Source organism: Sphingomonas sp. URHD0057, from assembly GCF_000620665.1.
Taxonomy (GTDB): Bacteria; Pseudomonadota; Alphaproteobacteria; order Sphingomonadales; family Sphingomonadaceae; genus Sphingomicrobium.
On sequence record NZ_JIAU01000008.1, the window covers coordinates 46,088 to 61,879 of the forward strand.

The window sequence follows — 15,792 nt, forward strand, 5'->3', positions numbered from 1 at the left end:
TGGCAAGGCGCGCCGCATGAAGCTTGCCGTCCTCGAGACCGGCCGTCCGCCGGGTGACCTTGCCGAGCGTTTCGGGGACTATCCGCAAATGTTCGCCGAGATGCTGGCGGACGGATTCGAGATCGAAAGCTTCGATGTGGAGGCCGGCCGCTTTCCTGATCCGGGCAATCATGACGCCGTGCTCATCACGGGATCGCCTGCCGGTGTTTACGAGGATCTGCGCTGGATTCCCGAGCTTCTCGACTTCATCCGCGCCGCCGATGACCGCAAGATGGTCGGCATCTGTTTCGGCCACCAGGCCATGGCGCAGGCGCTCCGCGGCCGTGTCGAGAAGTCGGACAAGGGCTGGGGCGCCGGGCTGCATCGCTATTCGGTGATCGGGGACGAGCGGTGGATCGACGCGACTGGCGATATCGCGATTCCCGCGTCACATCAGGACCAAGTCATCGTCCAGCCGCCCAATACGGAAGTCGTCGCGATGTCCGACTTCACGCCTTACGCCGCACTCGCCTGGACCGACCGCCCGGCGATCTCCTTCCAGTTCCATCCCGAATTCTCGCCGGCTTTCGCCAAGGCGCTGATCGCCGAGCGCTACGATCGCGTGCCCGATCCCGATGCGGCAATCGCCTCGCTCGATGCGCCCAACGACAATGCGCGCGTTGCCGGTTGGATACGGCGCTTCTTGAAGGCATAGGCGCCGGACGACCCCAGGGGACCGAATCGCATGAAGACCCGCGCCGCCGTCGCTTTTGCCGCCAAACAGCCGCTCGAGATCGTCGAGGTCGACCTCGAAGGCCCCAAGCAAGGCGAAGTGCTGGTCGAGATCATGGCGACCGGCATCTGCCACACCGACGCCTACACGCTTGACGGGCTCGACAGCGAAGGCATCTTCCCCTCGATCCTCGGCCACGAGGGCGCGGGCGTGGTGCGCGAAATCGGCTCGGGCGTGACGTCGGTGAAGCCGGGCGACCACGTGATCCCGCTGTACACGCCCGAATGCCGCCAGTGTAAGTCGTGCCTCAGCGGCAAGACCAACCTCTGCACCGCGATCCGCGCGACCCAGGGCAAGGGCGTGATGCCCGACGGCACCAGCCGCTTCAGCTACAAAGGCGAGGCCATCTTCCATTACATGGGCTGCTCGACCTTCTCGAACTTCACGGTTTTGCCCGAGATCGCCGTGGCAAAAATCCGCGAGGACGCGCCGTTCAAGACCAGCTGCTACATCGGTTGCGGCGTGACCACCGGCGTCGGCGCGGTGGTCAAGACCGCGAAGGTCGAGCCCGGCGCCAACGTCGTCGTCTTCGGGCTCGGCGGCATTGGCCTCAATGTCATCCAGGGCGCGAGGCTGGTCGGCGCGAACAAGATTGTCGGCGTCGACATCAACCCCGACCGCGAGGAATGGGGCCGCAAGTTCGGCATGACCGACTTCCTCAACTCCAAGGACATGTCGCGCGAGGAGATCGTCGCGAAGATCGTCGAGATCACGGACGGCGGCGCCGACTATACCTTCGACGCGACCGGCAACACCGAAGTGATGCGCACGGCGCTCGAATGCTGCCACCGCGGCTGGGGCACCAGCATCATCATCGGGGTTGCCGAAGCGGGCAAGGAAATCGCGACGCGGCCGTTCCAGCTGGTGACCGGCCGCAACTGGCGCGGCACCGCGTTCGGCGGCGCCAAGGGCCGCACCGATGTGCCCAAAATCGTCGACTGGTACATGGACGGCAAGATCGCGATCGACCCGATGATCACCCACACGCTGACGCTTGACGAAATCAACAAGGGCTTCGACCTGATGCACGCCGGCGAAAGCATCCGCTCGGTCGTGCTATACTGAGATTGGCTGGCTGGGGAGCTAGTGATGAAGGAAGACGCCAATGACTGTACCTGCTCCCGCCAAGGTCAACCTGTCTGAAAAGCTAGGCCAATTCACCGAGCAATGGTCGCCGCGAATCGTCGCTCGCTATAACGGCAATGACGTCATGGTCGTCCGCGTCGAGGGCGAGTTCGTGTGGCACAGCCATCCCGACACCGACGATTTCTTCCTGGTGGTCGACGGCGAGCTCGACATCGAGCTTCGAGACCGGACGGTGACGCTTGGGTCTGGTGAGCTGTTCGTGGTCCCAACCGGTGTCGAACATCGGCCGGTCGCGCGCCGGGGCGAGGTGAAGCTACTGTTGATCGAGCCTCGCGGCACCCCCAACACCGGCGATGAAGCAACAGCGGCGGTGAAGGTCGAAATCTGACATGGAAATCGTCAGCGAGAACAAGTCGCATGGCGGCAGGCAATTGGTCGTGAAGCACGCGTCGAGCGCAACCTCGACCGACATGACCTTCTCGATCTTCCTGCCGCCGCAAGCCGACAACGGCGGCAAGTTGCCGGTCGTCTGGTATCTGTCGGGGCTGACCTGCAGCCACGCCAACGTCACCGAGAAAGGCGAATATCGCGCGGCCTGCGCAGAGCTCGGCCTGATCTTCGTCGCGCCCGATACCGGCCCGCGTGGGCCCGGCGTGGCTGACGACGAAGCTTTTGACCTTGGACAGGGTGCGGGGTTCTACGTCGATGCGACGCAGGAGCCGTGGACGCCGCATTTCGGAATGTGGACCTATGTCGCCGACGAACTGCCGACCTTGGTTGGCGACCATTTTCCGGCCGACATGGAACGCCAAGGCATAACCGGCCATTCGATGGGTGGGCACGGCGCGCTGACAATCGCTCTGTTCTTCCCCAAATTTCGTAGCGTTTCGGCCTTCGCCCCCATCGTCGCACCAAGTCAGGTGCCGTGGGGCCAGAAAGCGCTGGCCAGCTATCTCGGCGACGATCGGGCGGCGTGGCGCGAACATGATGCGGTTGCGTTGATCGAGGATGGCGCACGTGTGCCCGAGTTGCTGGTCGACGTCGGAACAGCGGACCCGTTCATCGAAAACGAGTTGCGGCCCGAATTGCTCGAAGCAGCATGTGCCAAGGCGGGGATCGCACTGACGCTGCGGCGTCAGCCGGGGTACGACCACAGTTATTTTTTCATCTCGACGTTCATGGCCGAGCATCTGCGCTGGCACGCGGAGAGATTGCGAAGGGGATAGGGGATGACGCTCAGCCGCCGCGAATTCGTGTCACTTGCGGCGGCGATGGGCGCCTCGCTTGCGTGGAGCGGCAGAGCTGTCGCTTCGCGCTCCAACTGGCGTGAAGCACGCGATCATTACCCCGAAGGCGTTGCCTCCGGCGATCCGGACCCGACCAGCGTGATACTGTGGACGCGAAGGCCCTACGATACCGGGGACCGGCACCAGCTGACGGTCGAGGTGGCGGAGGATGAGGCATTCCGGCGCGTGGTCGCGACGACTCAGGCCCCGGTCTCGGCCTCGGCGGACTGGACCGCCCGGGTGCTCGTCGGCGGCCTTAAGCCCGCGCGCGTCTATTGGTATCGCTTCACCGACGCGGACGGGAACGGCAGCCGCATCGGCCGTACCATCACCGCGCCGCTGTCTAACGATCCCCGGCCGGTCAAGTTCGCGTTCGTAAGCTGCCAGGACGTCAACGAAAGCAAGCTCAACGGCTATCGTCGCATGATTTTCGAGGATGAGCGGGCGCGGCCTGAGGACCAGCTCGATTTCGTCCTGCACCTTGGCGATTTCATCTACGAGGTCGTGCAATATCCGGAGGAAGGGAAGCCCCGGTTCGACCGGAAGCTCTATGAGGTTGCGCGGATTCCGGACGCGCTGAAGGCCTCTATTTTCCACCTTCCGACGACCGTCGAGGGATACCGCGCGGTTTGGAAGGGCTATCTCGCCGATCCCGACCTGCAGGATGCGCGCGCGCGCTGGCCGTTTGTGTGCATCTGGGACAATCACGAATTCTCATGGCAAGGATGGCAGAGCATCCTGAAAAATCCGAAGTTCGAGCAGCCCGGGCAGACAATCAAAGTCGCCGCCAACCAGGTTTGGTTCGAGAATATCCCGGCGCGGGTGAAAGCGCCGAGCGGATCGTTCGACGAATTCGGTTCGGTTCCGGTCAAGAACGTCAAGATCGAGAAGTTCGGGGATGACGGCCTGGGCCTCGAGGCGAACAATATCGCCGCGATCAACAGCCTGATTATCTACCGCGCGCTGCGCTATGGCCGCCACCTCGATCTCCTGCTCACCGACGAGCGCAGCTATCGCGGTCCGAGCCCGTTCGAAGACGAGACACCCGGAAGTCTTGCCGACTGGGCCGATTATGACGGGATGTTCCCCGACGACCTGATGCAGGTGCTCGAGGGCGGCCGCGCCTTCAACGGCGGCAATCCCCCGGCCGAGTTGGAATTCAACGGCGCGAAGATCGCCAACCCCCGAAAGGACAAACCGCCGCAGACCATTCTTGGGGGGACGCAAAAAGCCTGGTTCAAGGACCGCTTGCGCAACTCAAGCGCAACCTGGAAGATCTGGGGCAGTTCGCAAGGCACGCTGGAACAGCGCGCCGATCCTGAAAATCTTCCGGCTGGGCTCACCAAGCAAAAATGGCCGGCAGGCCGTTTCGCCAACGTCCAGGGCGGCGGCTACGACAGCGCATGGGCCGAGCGCGGCGAGATCTACGACCTGGTCCGTGACGCGAAGATCACCGGTTTCGCGATCGTTTCCGGCGACCTGCACAGCTTCTGGGCCGGTTATGCTTCCGCGCAATTGCCGCCCGGCAAGTTCGAGCCCGTCGGCCTGAGCTTCACCGGCGGATCCATGTCGAGCGTAGGCGGCGGCGAAGCGAACGAGTACGTGATAAAGAAAGACAACAAGTTCCGGCCGCTCTACCTGGCCGACCGACCGGGCGCGCCTAAGCCTGAGAGTACTTACAATATGATGCTGAGGCATGGCGTTCGCTCGTGCTTCGAATATGCCAAATCCTTCGATCGGGCGAAGGCGCGGGCGCTGTCCAACCCCGATGTGGCACCGCACCTTAGTTTCGTGGATATTGGCGGACATGGTTACGCGACGGTTCGGCTCACAGGCGACGAGATGCGAACCGAGTTCGTCTGCATTCCGCGCCCGATTACCCGCGCCAGCACGCCCGATGGCGGACCACTGCGTTACCGCATTGTCCACACCGCCAAGCTGTGGGCGCCGGGTGAGCGCCCGCAGCTCGCGCAACAGGTGCTCGAAGGCGACCCGGGGCTGTCCATCTAGACACGGCGTGTCGTCGTGAACGGCGGCTGGTACTGGCAGGCGCTCTCGGTCGCGACGGCGCTCGCCTGCGGGTTGCTGATCGGGATCGAGCGCGGCTGGAAGCTTCGCGACCAGAAGCCCGGCACGCGCGTTGCCGGGGTCCGCACTTTCACCATGCTCGGCCTGGGCAGCGGGATCGCCGGGCTGCTCGGCGCGCTCGGCCAGGTCGTCGTCGCGGCGGCGATCGCGACCGCGATGGTCGCGATCATGGTCATCGCTTACTCGCGCGAGCTTCGCAGCCACCATGATTCGACCAGCGCGGTCGCCGCGATCGCAACCGTCGCGATGGGGTTCCTCGCGGGGAACGGGAACCCGGCGCTGGCGATCGCCTGCGCCGCGGTCGGAGTCGCGCTGCTCGCGCTTCGCCAGGAACTGCACGGGTTCGTCGAGCGGCTCGACGCCGACGACGTGAAGGCGCTGGCCCGCTTCGCGGTGATCGCCGGCGCCGTCCTGCCGTTCCTGCCCAGCGGACATTACGGGCCGCTCGGCGCCTGGGACCCGCAGCGGCTGTGGCTGGTGGTGGTGCTGGTCACCGGCTTCTCATTCCTCGGCTATGCCGCCAACCGCATCTTTGGCGAGCGCAACGGGACCATCGCCACCGCGCTGATCGGCGGCGCCTACAGCTCGACGGCGGTCACTCAGGCGCTAGCCCAGCGGCTCGGATCGAAGGCGGAAGCGGGCGCCGAGCCGGCCGGGATCGCGCTTGCGACGGCCGTCATGTACCTCCGCGTCCCGGTGCTGATGGCGGTCTTCGCCACGCGTGCGCTGCCCGCGATCTCGATGCTGCTGCTGCCCGCCGTCGTCGTCGCCTGGGGCGCCGGTCTCTGGCTCTATCGCCGGGCGCCCAAATCCGATGCGCCGGCCGCGCCGGGGAATCCGATCGCGCTCCTGCCCGCGCTTGGCTTTGCCGCCTTCGTCGCCGTCGCAGCGGTTGCCGCGACCTGGGCGGAAGGGCGGTTCGGCCAGAGCGGCATCGCGGTGCTGCTGCTGATCGTCGGCAGCATGAGCGTCGACACCGCCATCATCACGCTCGGCGGAATGCAGCCGGGGGCGATCTCGCCGCTGCTCGCCGCAATCGCGATCGCCGGGACGATCATCGCCAACATGGCCGTGAAGATCGGCATCACTTTGGTCTACGCCCGGGGCAAGGGCCTGTCCGCGGCACTGGCGATGACCGCGAGCGTCGTCGTCCTCGCAATCTCGATCGCGATCGCCTGGACCCGGCTTTAGCCGCGCTGGCTCATGAGGTTCGTCATCTCCGGCATCGGCGCCATGTTCGCGTCCATGTGCCCCATGATCCAGATCGTGCCGATCATCACCAGGAACACGATCAGCACGCCGAACGCCAGCGCCAGCACGTTGTTGGTGTTATCCGGGCCGCTGGTGATGTGAAGGAAGAACACCAGGTGCACGCCCATCTGCGCGATGGCGAGAACGACCAGGCCGACGGCGACGCCTGGCCCCCACAGCGTCGACGTCGAAGCCACCCAGAACGCAACGCCGGTCAGGATCAGCGCCAGCGCCAGTCCGATGGCGTAGGCCATCGTCTCGCTGACGATGTTGTTGTGCGGCGCCCCCGGCGCGACGTCGATGACGTCGGTTTCGTCTTCGGTCATGCTGGCAAGGTCCCGATCAGGTAGACGATGGTGAAGATCGCCACCCAGATGATGTCGAGCGCGTGCCAGAAGATGCTGAGGCACAGCAGCCGCCGGACGATGTCCTGACGGAAGCCCTTGGCCCAGATCTGCGCCATCATCGTGCCGATCCACAGCAGCCCGGCGGTGACGTGCGCGCCGTGGCAGCCGACCAGCGTGAAGAAGGACGACAGGAAGGCGCTGCGCTGCGGCGGCGCGCCTTCCGCGATCATCGAACGGAACTCGTAAAGCTCGATGAACAGGAACACCGCGCCGAGCAGGCCGGTCAGCAGCAGCCATCCTTGCGTCCACGCCATGTTCTTGCGCTTGGCGGCGATCATCGCGAGGCCGCACACGAAGCTCGACAGCAGCAGTGCCAGCGTCTCGATCGCCACCAGGGTGCGGTCGAACAGCTGGTTGGTGACGGGGCCGGCGTCGGTCGCGTGGACCAGCGCGGCGTAGGTCGCGAACAGGGCCGAGAACAGTACCATGTCCGACAGCACGAACAGCCAGAAGCCGTAGGGGATGACGATGCTCTTCGATTCCGGGCCGCGCTGACCAAGGCCGGTATCTTCCGAGCCGCCATGGGTGAGGCCAATGGTCGCCGCTTCGGCCGTCATGTCGACTGACTCAGGCGGTGGAGGTGCTCCATGCGGATGCGGCGCCGCTCGCGCGCGTTCGCCCTGACCTCCTCGACCGGGATGATATGCTCATGCTCGTCGCGCCAGGCGTACCAGACCATCACGGCGAACGAGCCGATCAGGCCGAGGATCGCCAGCCACCAGATGTACCAGATGACGGCGAAGCCGCAGACCGCGGCGAAGAAGGCGACGATCACCCCGGTCGGCGTGTTGAGCGGCATTTCGATCGGCTGATAGTCGGGTTCGTCGATCAGCTGGTCCTGTTTGATCGCGGTCTGCTTGCGCGTCCAATAGGCTTCCTCGCCGTGGACGTCGGGAAGGACGGCGAAATTGTAGTGCGGCGGCGGCGACAGCGTCAGCCATTCCAGCGTCCGCCCATCCCACGGGTCGCCGGTGACGTCGCGCCGCTGCTCCCGCGTCCGGATCGAATAGAGAAGCTGGACGACGGTGAGGGCGATGCCGAGCCCGATGATCATTGCGCCGAGCAGCGCGACGTTCAGCAACGGCGCCCAGCTCGGATCGGAAATATGCTGCAGCCGCCGGGTCGCGCCCCAGAAGCCGAGCACGTAGAGCGGCATGAAGGCAAGGTGGAAGCCGATGAACCAGCACCAGAAGATGGCCTTGCCGAGCCGCTCGTCCAAGGTGAAGCCGAAGGCCTTGGGGAACCAATAGGTGTATCCGGCCATCACCGCGAAGATGACGCCGCCGATGATCACCTGGTGGAAGTGGGCGACGAGGAACAGGCTGTTGTGGACGACGAAATCCACCGGCGGGATCGCCAGCAGGATTCCGGTCAGCCCGCCGATGACGAAGGTGAGCATGAAGCCGATCGCGTAATGCATCGGCACGGTGAAGCGGACGCGGCCGCCGTACATCGTGAACAGCCAGTTGTAGATTTTCACGCCGGTCGGCACGCCGATGATCATGCTGGCGACGCCGAACACGGCGTTGACGTCGGCGCCGGCGCCCATGGTGAAGAAATGGTGCAGCCACACCATGAACGAGATGAGGCAGATGGCGAGGGTCGCGAAGACCATCGAGCGGTAACCGAACAGCGGCTTGCCGGAGAAGGTCGAGACGACTTCGGAATAGATGCCGAACGCGGGGAGGATGAGGATGTAAACCTCGGGATGCCCCCAGACCCAGATCAGGTTCATGTAGAGCATCGAGTTGCCGCCGCCGTCATTCGTGAAGAAGTGGAAGCCGAGGTAGCGGTCGAGCATCAGCAGACCCAAGGTGACGGTCAGGACCGGGAAAGCGGCGATGATCAGCAGGTTGGAGGCGAGCGCCGTCCAGCAGAATACCGGCATCCGCAAATAGCTCATGCCGGGCGCGCGGATCTTGAGGATGGTGGTGACGAAATTGACGCCGGTCAGCACGGTGCCGACCCCCGATATCTGGAGCGCGACGAGATAATAATCGACGCCGACCCCCGGCGAGAAAGCCTTTTCGCTGAGCGGCGGGAACGCCAGCCAGCCGGTGCGCGCGAACTCGCCGATGAACAGGCTGAGGTTGACCAGCAGCGCGCCCGACGCGCTTAGCCAGAAGCTGACGTTGTTCAGCGTCGGAAAGGCAACGTCCCGCACGCCGAGCTGCAGCGGAACGACGAAGTTCATGAAGCCGATGACCAGCGGCATCGCCACGAAGAAGATCATGATCGTGCCGTGGGCGGAGAAAATCTGGTTGTAATGCTCGGGCGGCAAATAGCCCTGCGACGCGCCGATCGCGAGCGACTGCTGCAGGCGCATCATGATCGCGTCGGCAAACCCGCGCACCAGCATCACAAGGCCGAGCACAATGTACATGACGCCGATGCGCTTGTGGTCGGTGGAGGTGATGTATTCGTTCCACAGGTAAGGCCACCAGCCCTTGCGCCAGACCCATAGCGCGATCCCCGCGAGGGCGAGCGCCACCACGAGCGAGGTGATCAGCGGGATCGGCTGGTCGAATGGGATCGCCGCCCAGGTGAGCTTTCCGAACATCGTCTAGCCTGCCGCCGGTACGGCTGAGGGTGGATCGGGCGTCGTCGCCTGGGGCAGGTGAAGCATCGGCGCGCGGTTGGCGACGATGGCGTCGTACAGACCGGGCGCGACGGTGCCGTAAGTGATGGGTTTCACGTAGCTGCTCGGCTTCGACAGCTCGGCGTAGCTGCGCCCGTCAAGCGCCCCACCCTGGCCGCGCGCACCCTGCGCCCACATCGCGAACTGGTCGGGCGGCAGCGACTGGACCTGGAACTCCATGCCCGGAAAGCCGTCGCCGCTGAAGTGCCCGGACAGGCCCTTGAAGGAGCCCTGCCGGTCCGCCTGGAGGTTGAGGCGGGTGGTCATCCGCGGCATGGTGTAGATCATCGACCCCATCTGCGGCACCCAGAAGGTGTTCCACACGGTCGCCGACGTCAGCCGGTAGCTGACCGGCGTTCCGGCCGGGATAACGAGCTGGTTGACCGTCGCAATCCCCTGGTCGGGGTAGATGAACAGCCATTTCCAATCGAGCGAGACGACCTCGACCTTGAGCGGCGGCACGTTCGATTTCAGCGGCCGGCCCGGATCGAGGTCGTGACTGCCGATCCAAGCGATGCCGCCAAGCAGCATGACGGTCAGGATCGGAATGCCCCACACCACCATTTCGACCGCACCCGAATATTCCCAGTCGGGGAGATAGGTCGCCTTGCGGTTGCCGCGACGGAACCACCAGGCGAAGGCGACGGTCGCGATCATCGTGGGAATGATGATGGCCAGCATGATCGCGGTCGAGTTGATGAGGATCTGCTTTTCGGCGCTGGCGACAGGGCCGATCGGATCGAAGATGCCGCGATTGCAGCCGGCCGTCAGGACAGCAGCCGCGGCAGCGAGGCCGATGCGCTGCATCACATTGCCTTGGCGCCCTGGTGAATTCACGAGCCCCGACCGCACGAGTTGAAAAGCTAGACGAACGCGAACCGGCCTGTGGTGACCCCAACGGGACTCGAACCCGTGTTTTCGCCGTGAAAGGGCGACGTCCTAGACCGCTAGACGATGGGGCCGCTTGAAGGCCGGTGCCGGTTAGGCGAGGGGCCTAAAAGCGTCAAGCAAGCGCGGCGTCCTCGACGTGCATCTCGGCGGCGTTGCCGCCGTTCCACTCGTCGCGCTTGATCGTCCCGGCCAGCCACCAGCGCCGGTCCGTGGCGGATTCGAGCAGCGCCTGTCCAAGGTCGGTGCCCGCGCTGCGGAAGGCGATGAACTTGAAGCTGCGGCCGTCGTCGCCGGTGGCGATGCCGCGAACATGGCCCTCGCCGACGATTCCGGTCTTCAGCAGCCGCGCCGGTCCGGCGGCGACACGCGGCCCGGGCCAGCCCGCGCCATAAGGCCCGGCGAGGTCGAGCGCGTCGCACAATGCCGCGGCGACGCCGCCGGGGGCAAGCAGCGCATCGAGCAGCAAGGCGCGATCGCTGCGCGACCTTTCGACATCGTCGGCGAGCCGCGCGTTGATGAACTCGCGGAACGGCTCGAGCCCGCCTTGCGGAAGCGTCAGGCCGGCAGCCATGGCATGCCCGCCGCCCGCCAGCAGCAGCCCACTGTGCTTCGCCGCCAGCACCGCCGCACCGAGATCGACCCCGGAGATCGACCGGCCCGAGCCCTTGCCGCTGCCGTCCTCGCATTCGGAGATGACGATCGCGGGCCGGCCGAAGCGCTCCTTCAGCCGTCCGGCGACGATCCCGATCACGCCCTGGTGCCAGCCGCTGCTCATCACCGTAATCACCGGCGCTTCGGTCTGGTCGGCGGCCTGCTGCTCGGCCTGCTCGCAGACCAGCAGCTCGATTCCCCGGCGTTCTTCGTTCAGGCGGTCGAGCTCGGCCGCGATCGTCCGCGCCTCCTCGGGATCGGCGGTGGTCAGCAGGCGCACGCCGAGGTCCGATTTGCCGACCCGGCCGCCGGCGTTGATCCGCGGACCGAGGGCGAAGCCGAGATCGCGGCAGCTCGGCGGCTTCACCAGCCGGGACGCCTCGATCAACGCGGCCATCCCAACATTCTGCCGCCCCGCCATGACCTTCAGGCCCTGCGTCACAAACGCACGATTGAGGTTCTTGAGACGAGCGACGTCGGCTACCGTGCCGAGTGCGACGAGGTCGAGCAGATCGAGGATCTTCGGCTCGGCGATCGCCTCGAACGCGCCGCGCGTCCTCAGCTCGCGAAGCAGCGCCACGCCGAGCAGGAATGCCATCCCAACCGCGGCCAAATGCCCTTGGGCGGCGCCGTCCGCGCTCTCGTCGAGGCGATTGGGATTGATTAGCGCGAAGGCTGCGGGAAGCAGGCTCGCGCATTGGTGGTGGTCGACCACGATCACGTCGAGGCCCGCCGTCCGCGCTTCCTCCAGCGCCTCGAAGGCCTGCGCTCCGCAGTCGACGCAGACGGCGACGCTGGCCCCCCTCGCCTGGAGCTCGACCAGCGCTTTGCCCGATGGCCCGTAGCCCTCCATCAGCCGATCGGGGATGTAGACGATAGGATCGGAACCGAGCCGGCGCAGCAGCAGGGTCAGCAGCGCGGCGCTGGTCGCCCCATCGACATCGTAATCGCCGAAGATGGCGATCGTCTCACCGCTCTGGATCGCGTCGGCCAGGCGTTTCGCGCCTTTGTCCATGTCGCGAAAGCAGGACGGGTCGGGGAGGAAGTCGCGGATCTTTGGATCGCGGTGGCGGGGAAGATCGTCGCGCTCGACACCGCGGGCGAGCAGCAACTCGTCGACCAGCGCATCCATGCTCAACCCCGGCTCGCCAACGCGCCGCCAGCGCCACGGCTGGCCGCTGATCGATCGGTCGATGTTGAGCACGGTCCCCACGCAAGGGAACGTAAGTGCGGCGGACTCCCCGGTCTAGAGTCCGCGGTGCATGAGGTCGTGATATTCTGTGGACACCCGGCGCACCGTGCCCGTGCTCGCGCGCATGACAATGCTGTGGGTGGTCGTGCAGCCCTTGCGCACATGCACCCCGTCGAGCAGCGATCCGTCGGTCACTCCGGTGGCGGCGAAGATGCAATCACCCTTGGCCATGTCCTCCAGGCGGTAGATCCGCTCGAGATCCTCGATCCCCCAGCGGCGGGCGCGGGCAATTTCGTCATCATTGCGGAACACCAGGCGCCCCTGCATCTGCCCGCCGACGCAGCGCAGCGCGGCGGCGGCAAGCACTCCCTCGGGGGCTCCGCCGGTGCCCATGTAGACATCGATCCCGGTGTCCGGGTCGGAAGTTGCGATCACCCCCGCGACATCGCCGTCGGGGATCAGGCGGACGCTGCATCCGAGCGCGCGCAGCTCACGGATGATCGCTTCGTGGCGCGGCCGGTCGAGAACGCAGGCGGTAATGTCGCCGGGCGCGACGCCCTTTGCCGCGGCGATCGCCCGAACATTGTCCGCCGGAGACTTGGCAAGGTCTATGGTGCCATCGGGACAGCCGGGGCCGATCGCCAGCTTTTCCATATAGGTGTCGGGCGCGTTCAGCAGGCAGCCGTTCTCGGCAATGGCGAGGACGGCGAGCGCGTTCGGGCCGGCCGTGGCGGTCAGGGTGGTGCCTTCGAGCGGGTCGAGCGCGATGTCGATCTTAGGCCCGTCGGACTGCTCGCAGCCGACCTTTTCGCCGATGTAGAGCATGGGCGCCTCGTCGCGTTCACCCTCGCCGATGACCACCGTGCCGCACAGCGGAAGCTCATTGAGCGCCATGCGCATCGCTTCGACTGCGGCAGCGTCGGCGGCGTCATTGTCGCCGCGCCCGATCCACTTCGAGGCGGCGATCGCCGCAGCCTCGGTGACCCGGACCATCTCGAGGACCAGAACCCGATCGAGGACGGACGAAGCGGACGAATCTGCGCGGCTCATGACGAGCCGATAGGCGAGGGGTCGCAGGCTTGTCGAGCGATCAGCTGGCGGGCTTGGCCTTGTCGCCTTTGGTCTTTGGCAAATGCGCGGTTTCGCTTTCGATGCGCTTTGCGGCGTCCGGCATCCCCTTCATCATCTCGGGCAAGGTGCTGACCATGGCGCGCATCACGTCGGGGTCGACATACATCGCCATGCTCTGGCGGCCGAAGGCGCGCCCGCTGTCGGTCGCGAGGAAGGCGTTGAGGTCGGCCAGCTGCTTTTCGTCGAACCGCCGCGCCATCGACCGCGCCAGCCCTTCGCGCAGGCGCGGTTCGATCATCGCGGTCATCTTGGCGAACTCCTCGCCGACGATCTTTTCGATGATCCGCATCCGCTCGTCGAAATTGGGGTCGTCCTTGGCCATCTTTTCGCGCAGCGTCGTCGTATCGGCGGCCTTGCCCTTGGCATCGGTCTTGCCGAGATCCGCTTCGGTCAGCCCGAGGACCCGGTCGGCGACGCCGTGCATCACGCCATCCATCATGCGCGCGTAAGTGCCATCGGGGAGCAGGCCCTGGACCGCGGTTCGCGACAAGGCCAGCCGCGCCGGCGCCGGGTCGGGCTGAGCGGGAAACAGCTTGTCCATCACCGCCATCATCTGGCCGATGTCGAAGTCCGGTGCCTTTGCCGCCGGCGCCTCCTTTTTCGGCGGAGCCTTCGCCGCACTCGGCTTCGCCAAAGCCGGCGACGCCAGCGCCAGCAGCACTGCGCCAATCATGATCGACCGCATCATCATTCCCCCGAATTACCGTCGGCAGACTATCAGCCCGGCGGCCGCACTTCCAGCTAGTCGCCCTCCTCCACGCGATGCTGGAGCAGGTCCGAACGGACGCGCACGGCGCGCGCCGCGATCGCGGTTTCGAGGAGAAAAACGCCAAAGCCCGCGCCGATGCTCAACATAGAGCCGATGAACAGCAGCGCGATCGGATTGCCGAGATGGGTGCGGATGAGGTTGGCGGCGAACAGCAGCACCACCACCAGGCAGGTCAGGATGGCCGAGGTGACCGACAGAGCGGTTGCCCAGCTGATCAGCGACATCCGCCGGTCCAGCACCTTGAGGTCCGCGATCCAGCGATCGTGCTCGGCGCCTCGGCTGGCAAGGAGCAGCGGCTCGATGTCCCGCGAGCGGTCGACGATCCGCGACAGTCGCGACGCCAAGACATTGAGGAACGCGCCGATGCCGCTGAGCAGGAACACCGGCGCGAGCGCCAGCCGCACGATTTCTCCAACCGTGTTGACCGACAGGTCGGGCGAGCTTTCGAACATCGGGGCGTATTAGGCTGCCGCGTCCCGTTCGCAACTCGCGACTTCGAGCAGCAGCAGCCCGTTGACGACGAAGCTGGCCGCCAGAATCCACGCGAACGTGGCAATCAGCGGCGCGGTCGGGCCGAACAGGCTGACGACGATCGTCGCGATCGACAGGCCGGTGATCAGCAATGCTGCCAGCAGGACGTCCATCCCGGCGGAAAGCGCCATCCACGTCTGCACCGAGCCCGCGGTGCGGGTGGCAGCAATGGCGAGGATCAGGCCGCGGATCACGAGCCAGGCGACGACCGGGGCCACGCTCGGAAAGAACTGGGTTTCGGGGTTGATGATGAACAGCAGCCCGGCGAGCGCGGTCACCCCGCCGGCGGCCATCGCCAGCTGGCGCACTTCCCGGCGCAGCGAGCCGGCGACGAGTTCGATCAGGCCCGCTGCGATCAAGAGCCCGCCGATCATGTCCGACGATATGCCTTTCTCGCTCGGCAGCAGCGCGGCGGCCCCGCCAAGCAGGATGATCGCGATGCCCGCCACGCGGACGGCCCGGGCGCGGATATAATCGGACAAGCCGGGTCGAGTCGCCACGTTGATGCCCCTTGTGTCGCGGTCCCGAACCAGCCGGATGCGCTCAGGTTCCCTCATCCGATTCGGCGCCGAGCCAAGCAAGCCGTGCTTCGAGAAGCGCGATCGCGAGCTGGGTTTGGCGACGGTCGACCGCATCCGGTTCGCTACGCGCCTGCAACGCCATCAGGTCCGCACGCAGCGCCTTTTCCAGCTTCTCGAACAGCGCTCGACGCTTCGCGGTGCTGAGATAGTCCCATACGCCCGAACGAAGGCGAAAGGGATCGACACCGATGCCCGTTGCCAGCTCGAGGGTGCTGGCCCATGCGTCGAGCGCTCGGCGGCCCGCTGGGGTGACTGCCAATGTGTGTCCAGCGCGGCGCGGATGCGCATCCGCGGCGACATACCCCGCCGCCTTCAGGCGCCGGATGGCCGGCGAAACCGCTCCGGCGCTGCCACGCCACTGGACGCTGGGCGACAGCTGGAACGCGCGGCGAACCTGGTAGGCGGTATCGTTTCCGCGCAGCGCGATCTCGGTGAGGACTGCGCCTTCGAGCTCAGTCAGCTGGCGTTCAGTACGCATTGTCGAAATCCACCGTGTTTGGTACGAATCGTATCATATT

General features: G+C 65.7%; 16 protein-coding genes and 1 tRNA gene. 6 read left to right on the forward strand and 11 right to left on the reverse strand.

Features of this window, described 5'->3' with window-relative positions; all coding sequences use genetic code 11:
* Positions 1 to 16 precede the first annotated feature (16 nt).
* From N539_RS0107105 to N539_RS0107130, 6 genes are read left to right on the forward strand one after another with little or no spacing between them, the layout of a single operon-like run.
* Positions 17 to 694, forward strand: a complete 678-nt coding sequence (locus tag N539_RS0107105) for a type 1 glutamine amidotransferase (protein ID WP_028969714.1) — start codon at positions 17 to 19, stop codon at positions 692 to 694.
* Positions 695 to 724: 30 nt separating this feature from the next.
* Positions 725 to 1,837 carry an S-(hydroxymethyl)glutathione dehydrogenase/class III alcohol dehydrogenase gene (locus N539_RS0107110; RefSeq protein WP_028969715.1) on the forward strand — a complete coding sequence of 371 codons (1,113 nt, stop codon included), beginning with the start codon at positions 725 to 727 and terminating at the stop codon, positions 1,835 to 1,837.
* Between the two features lie 40 nt (positions 1,838 to 1,877).
* The gene (locus N539_RS0107115) at positions 1,878 to 2,246 is read left to right on the forward strand and encodes a cupin domain-containing protein (protein WP_028969716.1); all 369 of its coding nucleotides are present in this window, start codon (positions 1,878 to 1,880) and stop codon (positions 2,244 to 2,246) included.
* A gap of 1 nt (position 2,247) precedes the next feature.
* Positions 2,248 to 3,084 carry an S-formylglutathione hydrolase gene (gene fghA, locus N539_RS0107120; protein WP_028969717.1) on the forward strand — a complete coding sequence of 279 codons (837 nt, stop codon included), beginning with the start codon at positions 2,248 to 2,250 and terminating at the stop codon, positions 3,082 to 3,084.
* A 3-nt stretch (positions 3,085 to 3,087) separates the two neighbouring features.
* A complete protein-coding gene (locus N539_RS0107125; protein ID WP_028969718.1) occupies positions 3,088 to 5,154 on the forward strand; it encodes an alkaline phosphatase D family protein in 2,067 nt (688 codons plus the stop codon).
* Between the two features lie 15 nt (positions 5,155 to 5,169).
* Entirely contained in the window at positions 5,170 to 6,423 is a 1,254-nt protein-coding gene (locus N539_RS0107130; protein WP_028969719.1) for an MgtC/SapB family protein, read from the forward strand.
* On the opposite strand, the gene cyoD is transcribed toward N539_RS0107130, so the two are convergent.
* The 11 genes from cyoD to N539_RS0107185 form a co-directional block, all read right to left on the reverse strand.
* Complete coding sequence (cyoD, locus tag N539_RS0107135) at positions 6,420 to 6,809, reverse strand: cytochrome o ubiquinol oxidase subunit IV (protein WP_028969720.1); 390 nt, start codon at positions 6,807 to 6,809, stop codon at positions 6,420 to 6,422. The two genes, N539_RS0107130 and cyoD, sit on opposite strands and share 4 nt — an antisense overlap.
* Entirely contained in the window at positions 6,806 to 7,447 is a 642-nt protein-coding gene (gene cyoC, locus N539_RS15905) for a cytochrome o ubiquinol oxidase subunit III (protein WP_037552525.1), read from the reverse strand. Before cyoC ends, cyoD begins: the two co-directional genes overlap by 4 nt.
* Positions 7,444 to 9,450 carry a cytochrome o ubiquinol oxidase subunit I gene (gene cyoB / locus N539_RS0107145; protein ID WP_028969721.1) on the reverse strand — a complete coding sequence of 669 codons (2,007 nt, stop codon included), beginning with the start codon at positions 9,448 to 9,450 and terminating at the stop codon, positions 7,444 to 7,446. The genes cyoC and cyoB overlap by 4 nt, the downstream gene beginning before the upstream one ends.
* Before the next feature lie 3 nt (positions 9,451 to 9,453).
* Positions 9,454 to 10,335 (reverse strand): ubiquinol oxidase subunit II, encoded by an 882-nt coding sequence (gene cyoA / locus N539_RS15910; protein ID WP_051531602.1) that lies wholly within the window; start codon positions 10,333 to 10,335, stop codon positions 9,454 to 9,456.
* A 79-nt stretch (positions 10,336 to 10,414) separates the two neighbouring features.
* Positions 10,415 to 10,490, reverse strand: a tRNA-Glu gene (locus N539_RS0107155).
* Between the two features lie 41 nt (positions 10,491 to 10,531).
* Positions 10,532 to 12,283, reverse strand: a complete 1,752-nt coding sequence (gene recJ / locus N539_RS0107160; protein WP_028969722.1) for a single-stranded-DNA-specific exonuclease RecJ — start codon at positions 12,281 to 12,283, stop codon at positions 10,532 to 10,534.
* 33 nt (positions 12,284 to 12,316) lie between these two features.
* Positions 12,317 to 13,312 (reverse strand): class II fructose-bisphosphatase, encoded by a 996-nt coding sequence (gene glpX, locus N539_RS0107165; protein WP_028969723.1) that lies wholly within the window; start codon positions 13,310 to 13,312, stop codon positions 12,317 to 12,319.
* 40 nt (positions 13,313 to 13,352) lie between these two features.
* Positions 13,353 to 14,081, reverse strand: coding sequence for a hypothetical protein (locus tag N539_RS0107170; RefSeq protein ID WP_231462943.1), 729 nt, complete (start codon positions 14,079 to 14,081; stop codon positions 13,353 to 13,355).
* 53 nt (positions 14,082 to 14,134) lie between these two features.
* Positions 14,135 to 14,614: a DUF2721 domain-containing protein gene (locus N539_RS0107175; RefSeq protein ID WP_028969725.1), complete on the reverse strand. Its 480-nt coding sequence runs from the start codon at positions 14,612 to 14,614 to the stop codon at positions 14,135 to 14,137.
* 9 nt (positions 14,615 to 14,623) lie between these two features.
* On the reverse strand, positions 14,624 to 15,193 hold the full coding sequence (locus N539_RS0107180; protein WP_156029819.1) for a hypothetical protein: 570 nt from the start codon (positions 15,191 to 15,193) through the stop codon (positions 14,624 to 14,626).
* Between the two features lie 43 nt (positions 15,194 to 15,236).
* Complete coding sequence (locus N539_RS0107185) at positions 15,237 to 15,752, reverse strand: PadR family transcriptional regulator (protein ID WP_028969727.1); 516 nt, start codon at positions 15,750 to 15,752, stop codon at positions 15,237 to 15,239.
* Positions 15,753 to 15,792: the final 40 nt, after the last annotated feature.

Coding starts and splice junctions, on each gene's coding strand:
- cyoA (WP_051531602.1), bottom strand. CDS start 10,335: ATGCAGCGCATCGGCCTCGCTGCCGCGGCTGCTGTCCTGACGGCCGGC.
- cyoD (WP_028969720.1), bottom strand. CDS start 6,809: ATGACCGAAGACGAAACCGACGTCATCGACGTCGCGCCGGGGGCGCCG.
- N539_RS0107110 (WP_028969715.1), top strand. CDS start 725: ATGAAGACCCGCGCCGCCGTCGCTTTTGCCGCCAAACAGCCGCTCGAG.
- glpX (WP_028969723.1), bottom strand. CDS start 13,312: ATGAGCCGCGCAGATTCGTCCGCTTCGTCCGTCCTCGATCGGGTTCTG.
- N539_RS0107185 (WP_028969727.1), bottom strand. CDS start 15,752: ATGCGTACTGAACGCCAGCTGACTGAGCTCGAAGGCGCAGTCCTCACC.
- fghA (WP_028969717.1), top strand. CDS start 2,248: ATGGAAATCGTCAGCGAGAACAAGTCGCATGGCGGCAGGCAATTGGTC.
- N539_RS0107115 (WP_028969716.1), top strand. CDS start 1,878: ATGACTGTACCTGCTCCCGCCAAGGTCAACCTGTCTGAAAAGCTAGGC.
- N539_RS0107125 (WP_028969718.1), top strand. CDS start 3,088: ATGACGCTCAGCCGCCGCGAATTCGTGTCACTTGCGGCGGCGATGGGC.
- N539_RS0107175 (WP_028969725.1), bottom strand. CDS start 14,614: ATGTTCGAAAGCTCGCCCGACCTGTCGGTCAACACGGTTGGAGAAATC.
- N539_RS0107170 (WP_231462943.1), bottom strand. CDS start 14,081: ATGATGCGGTCGATCATGATTGGCGCAGTGCTGCTGGCGCTGGCGTCG.
- cyoB (WP_028969721.1), bottom strand. CDS start 9,450: ATGTTCGGAAAGCTCACCTGGGCGGCGATCCCATTCGACCAGCCGATC.
- cyoC (WP_037552525.1), bottom strand. CDS start 7,447: ATGACGGCCGAAGCGGCGACCATTGGCCTCACCCATGGCGGCTCGGAA.
- N539_RS0107105 (WP_028969714.1), top strand. CDS start 17: ATGAAGCTTGCCGTCCTCGAGACCGGCCGTCCGCCGGGTGACCTTGCC.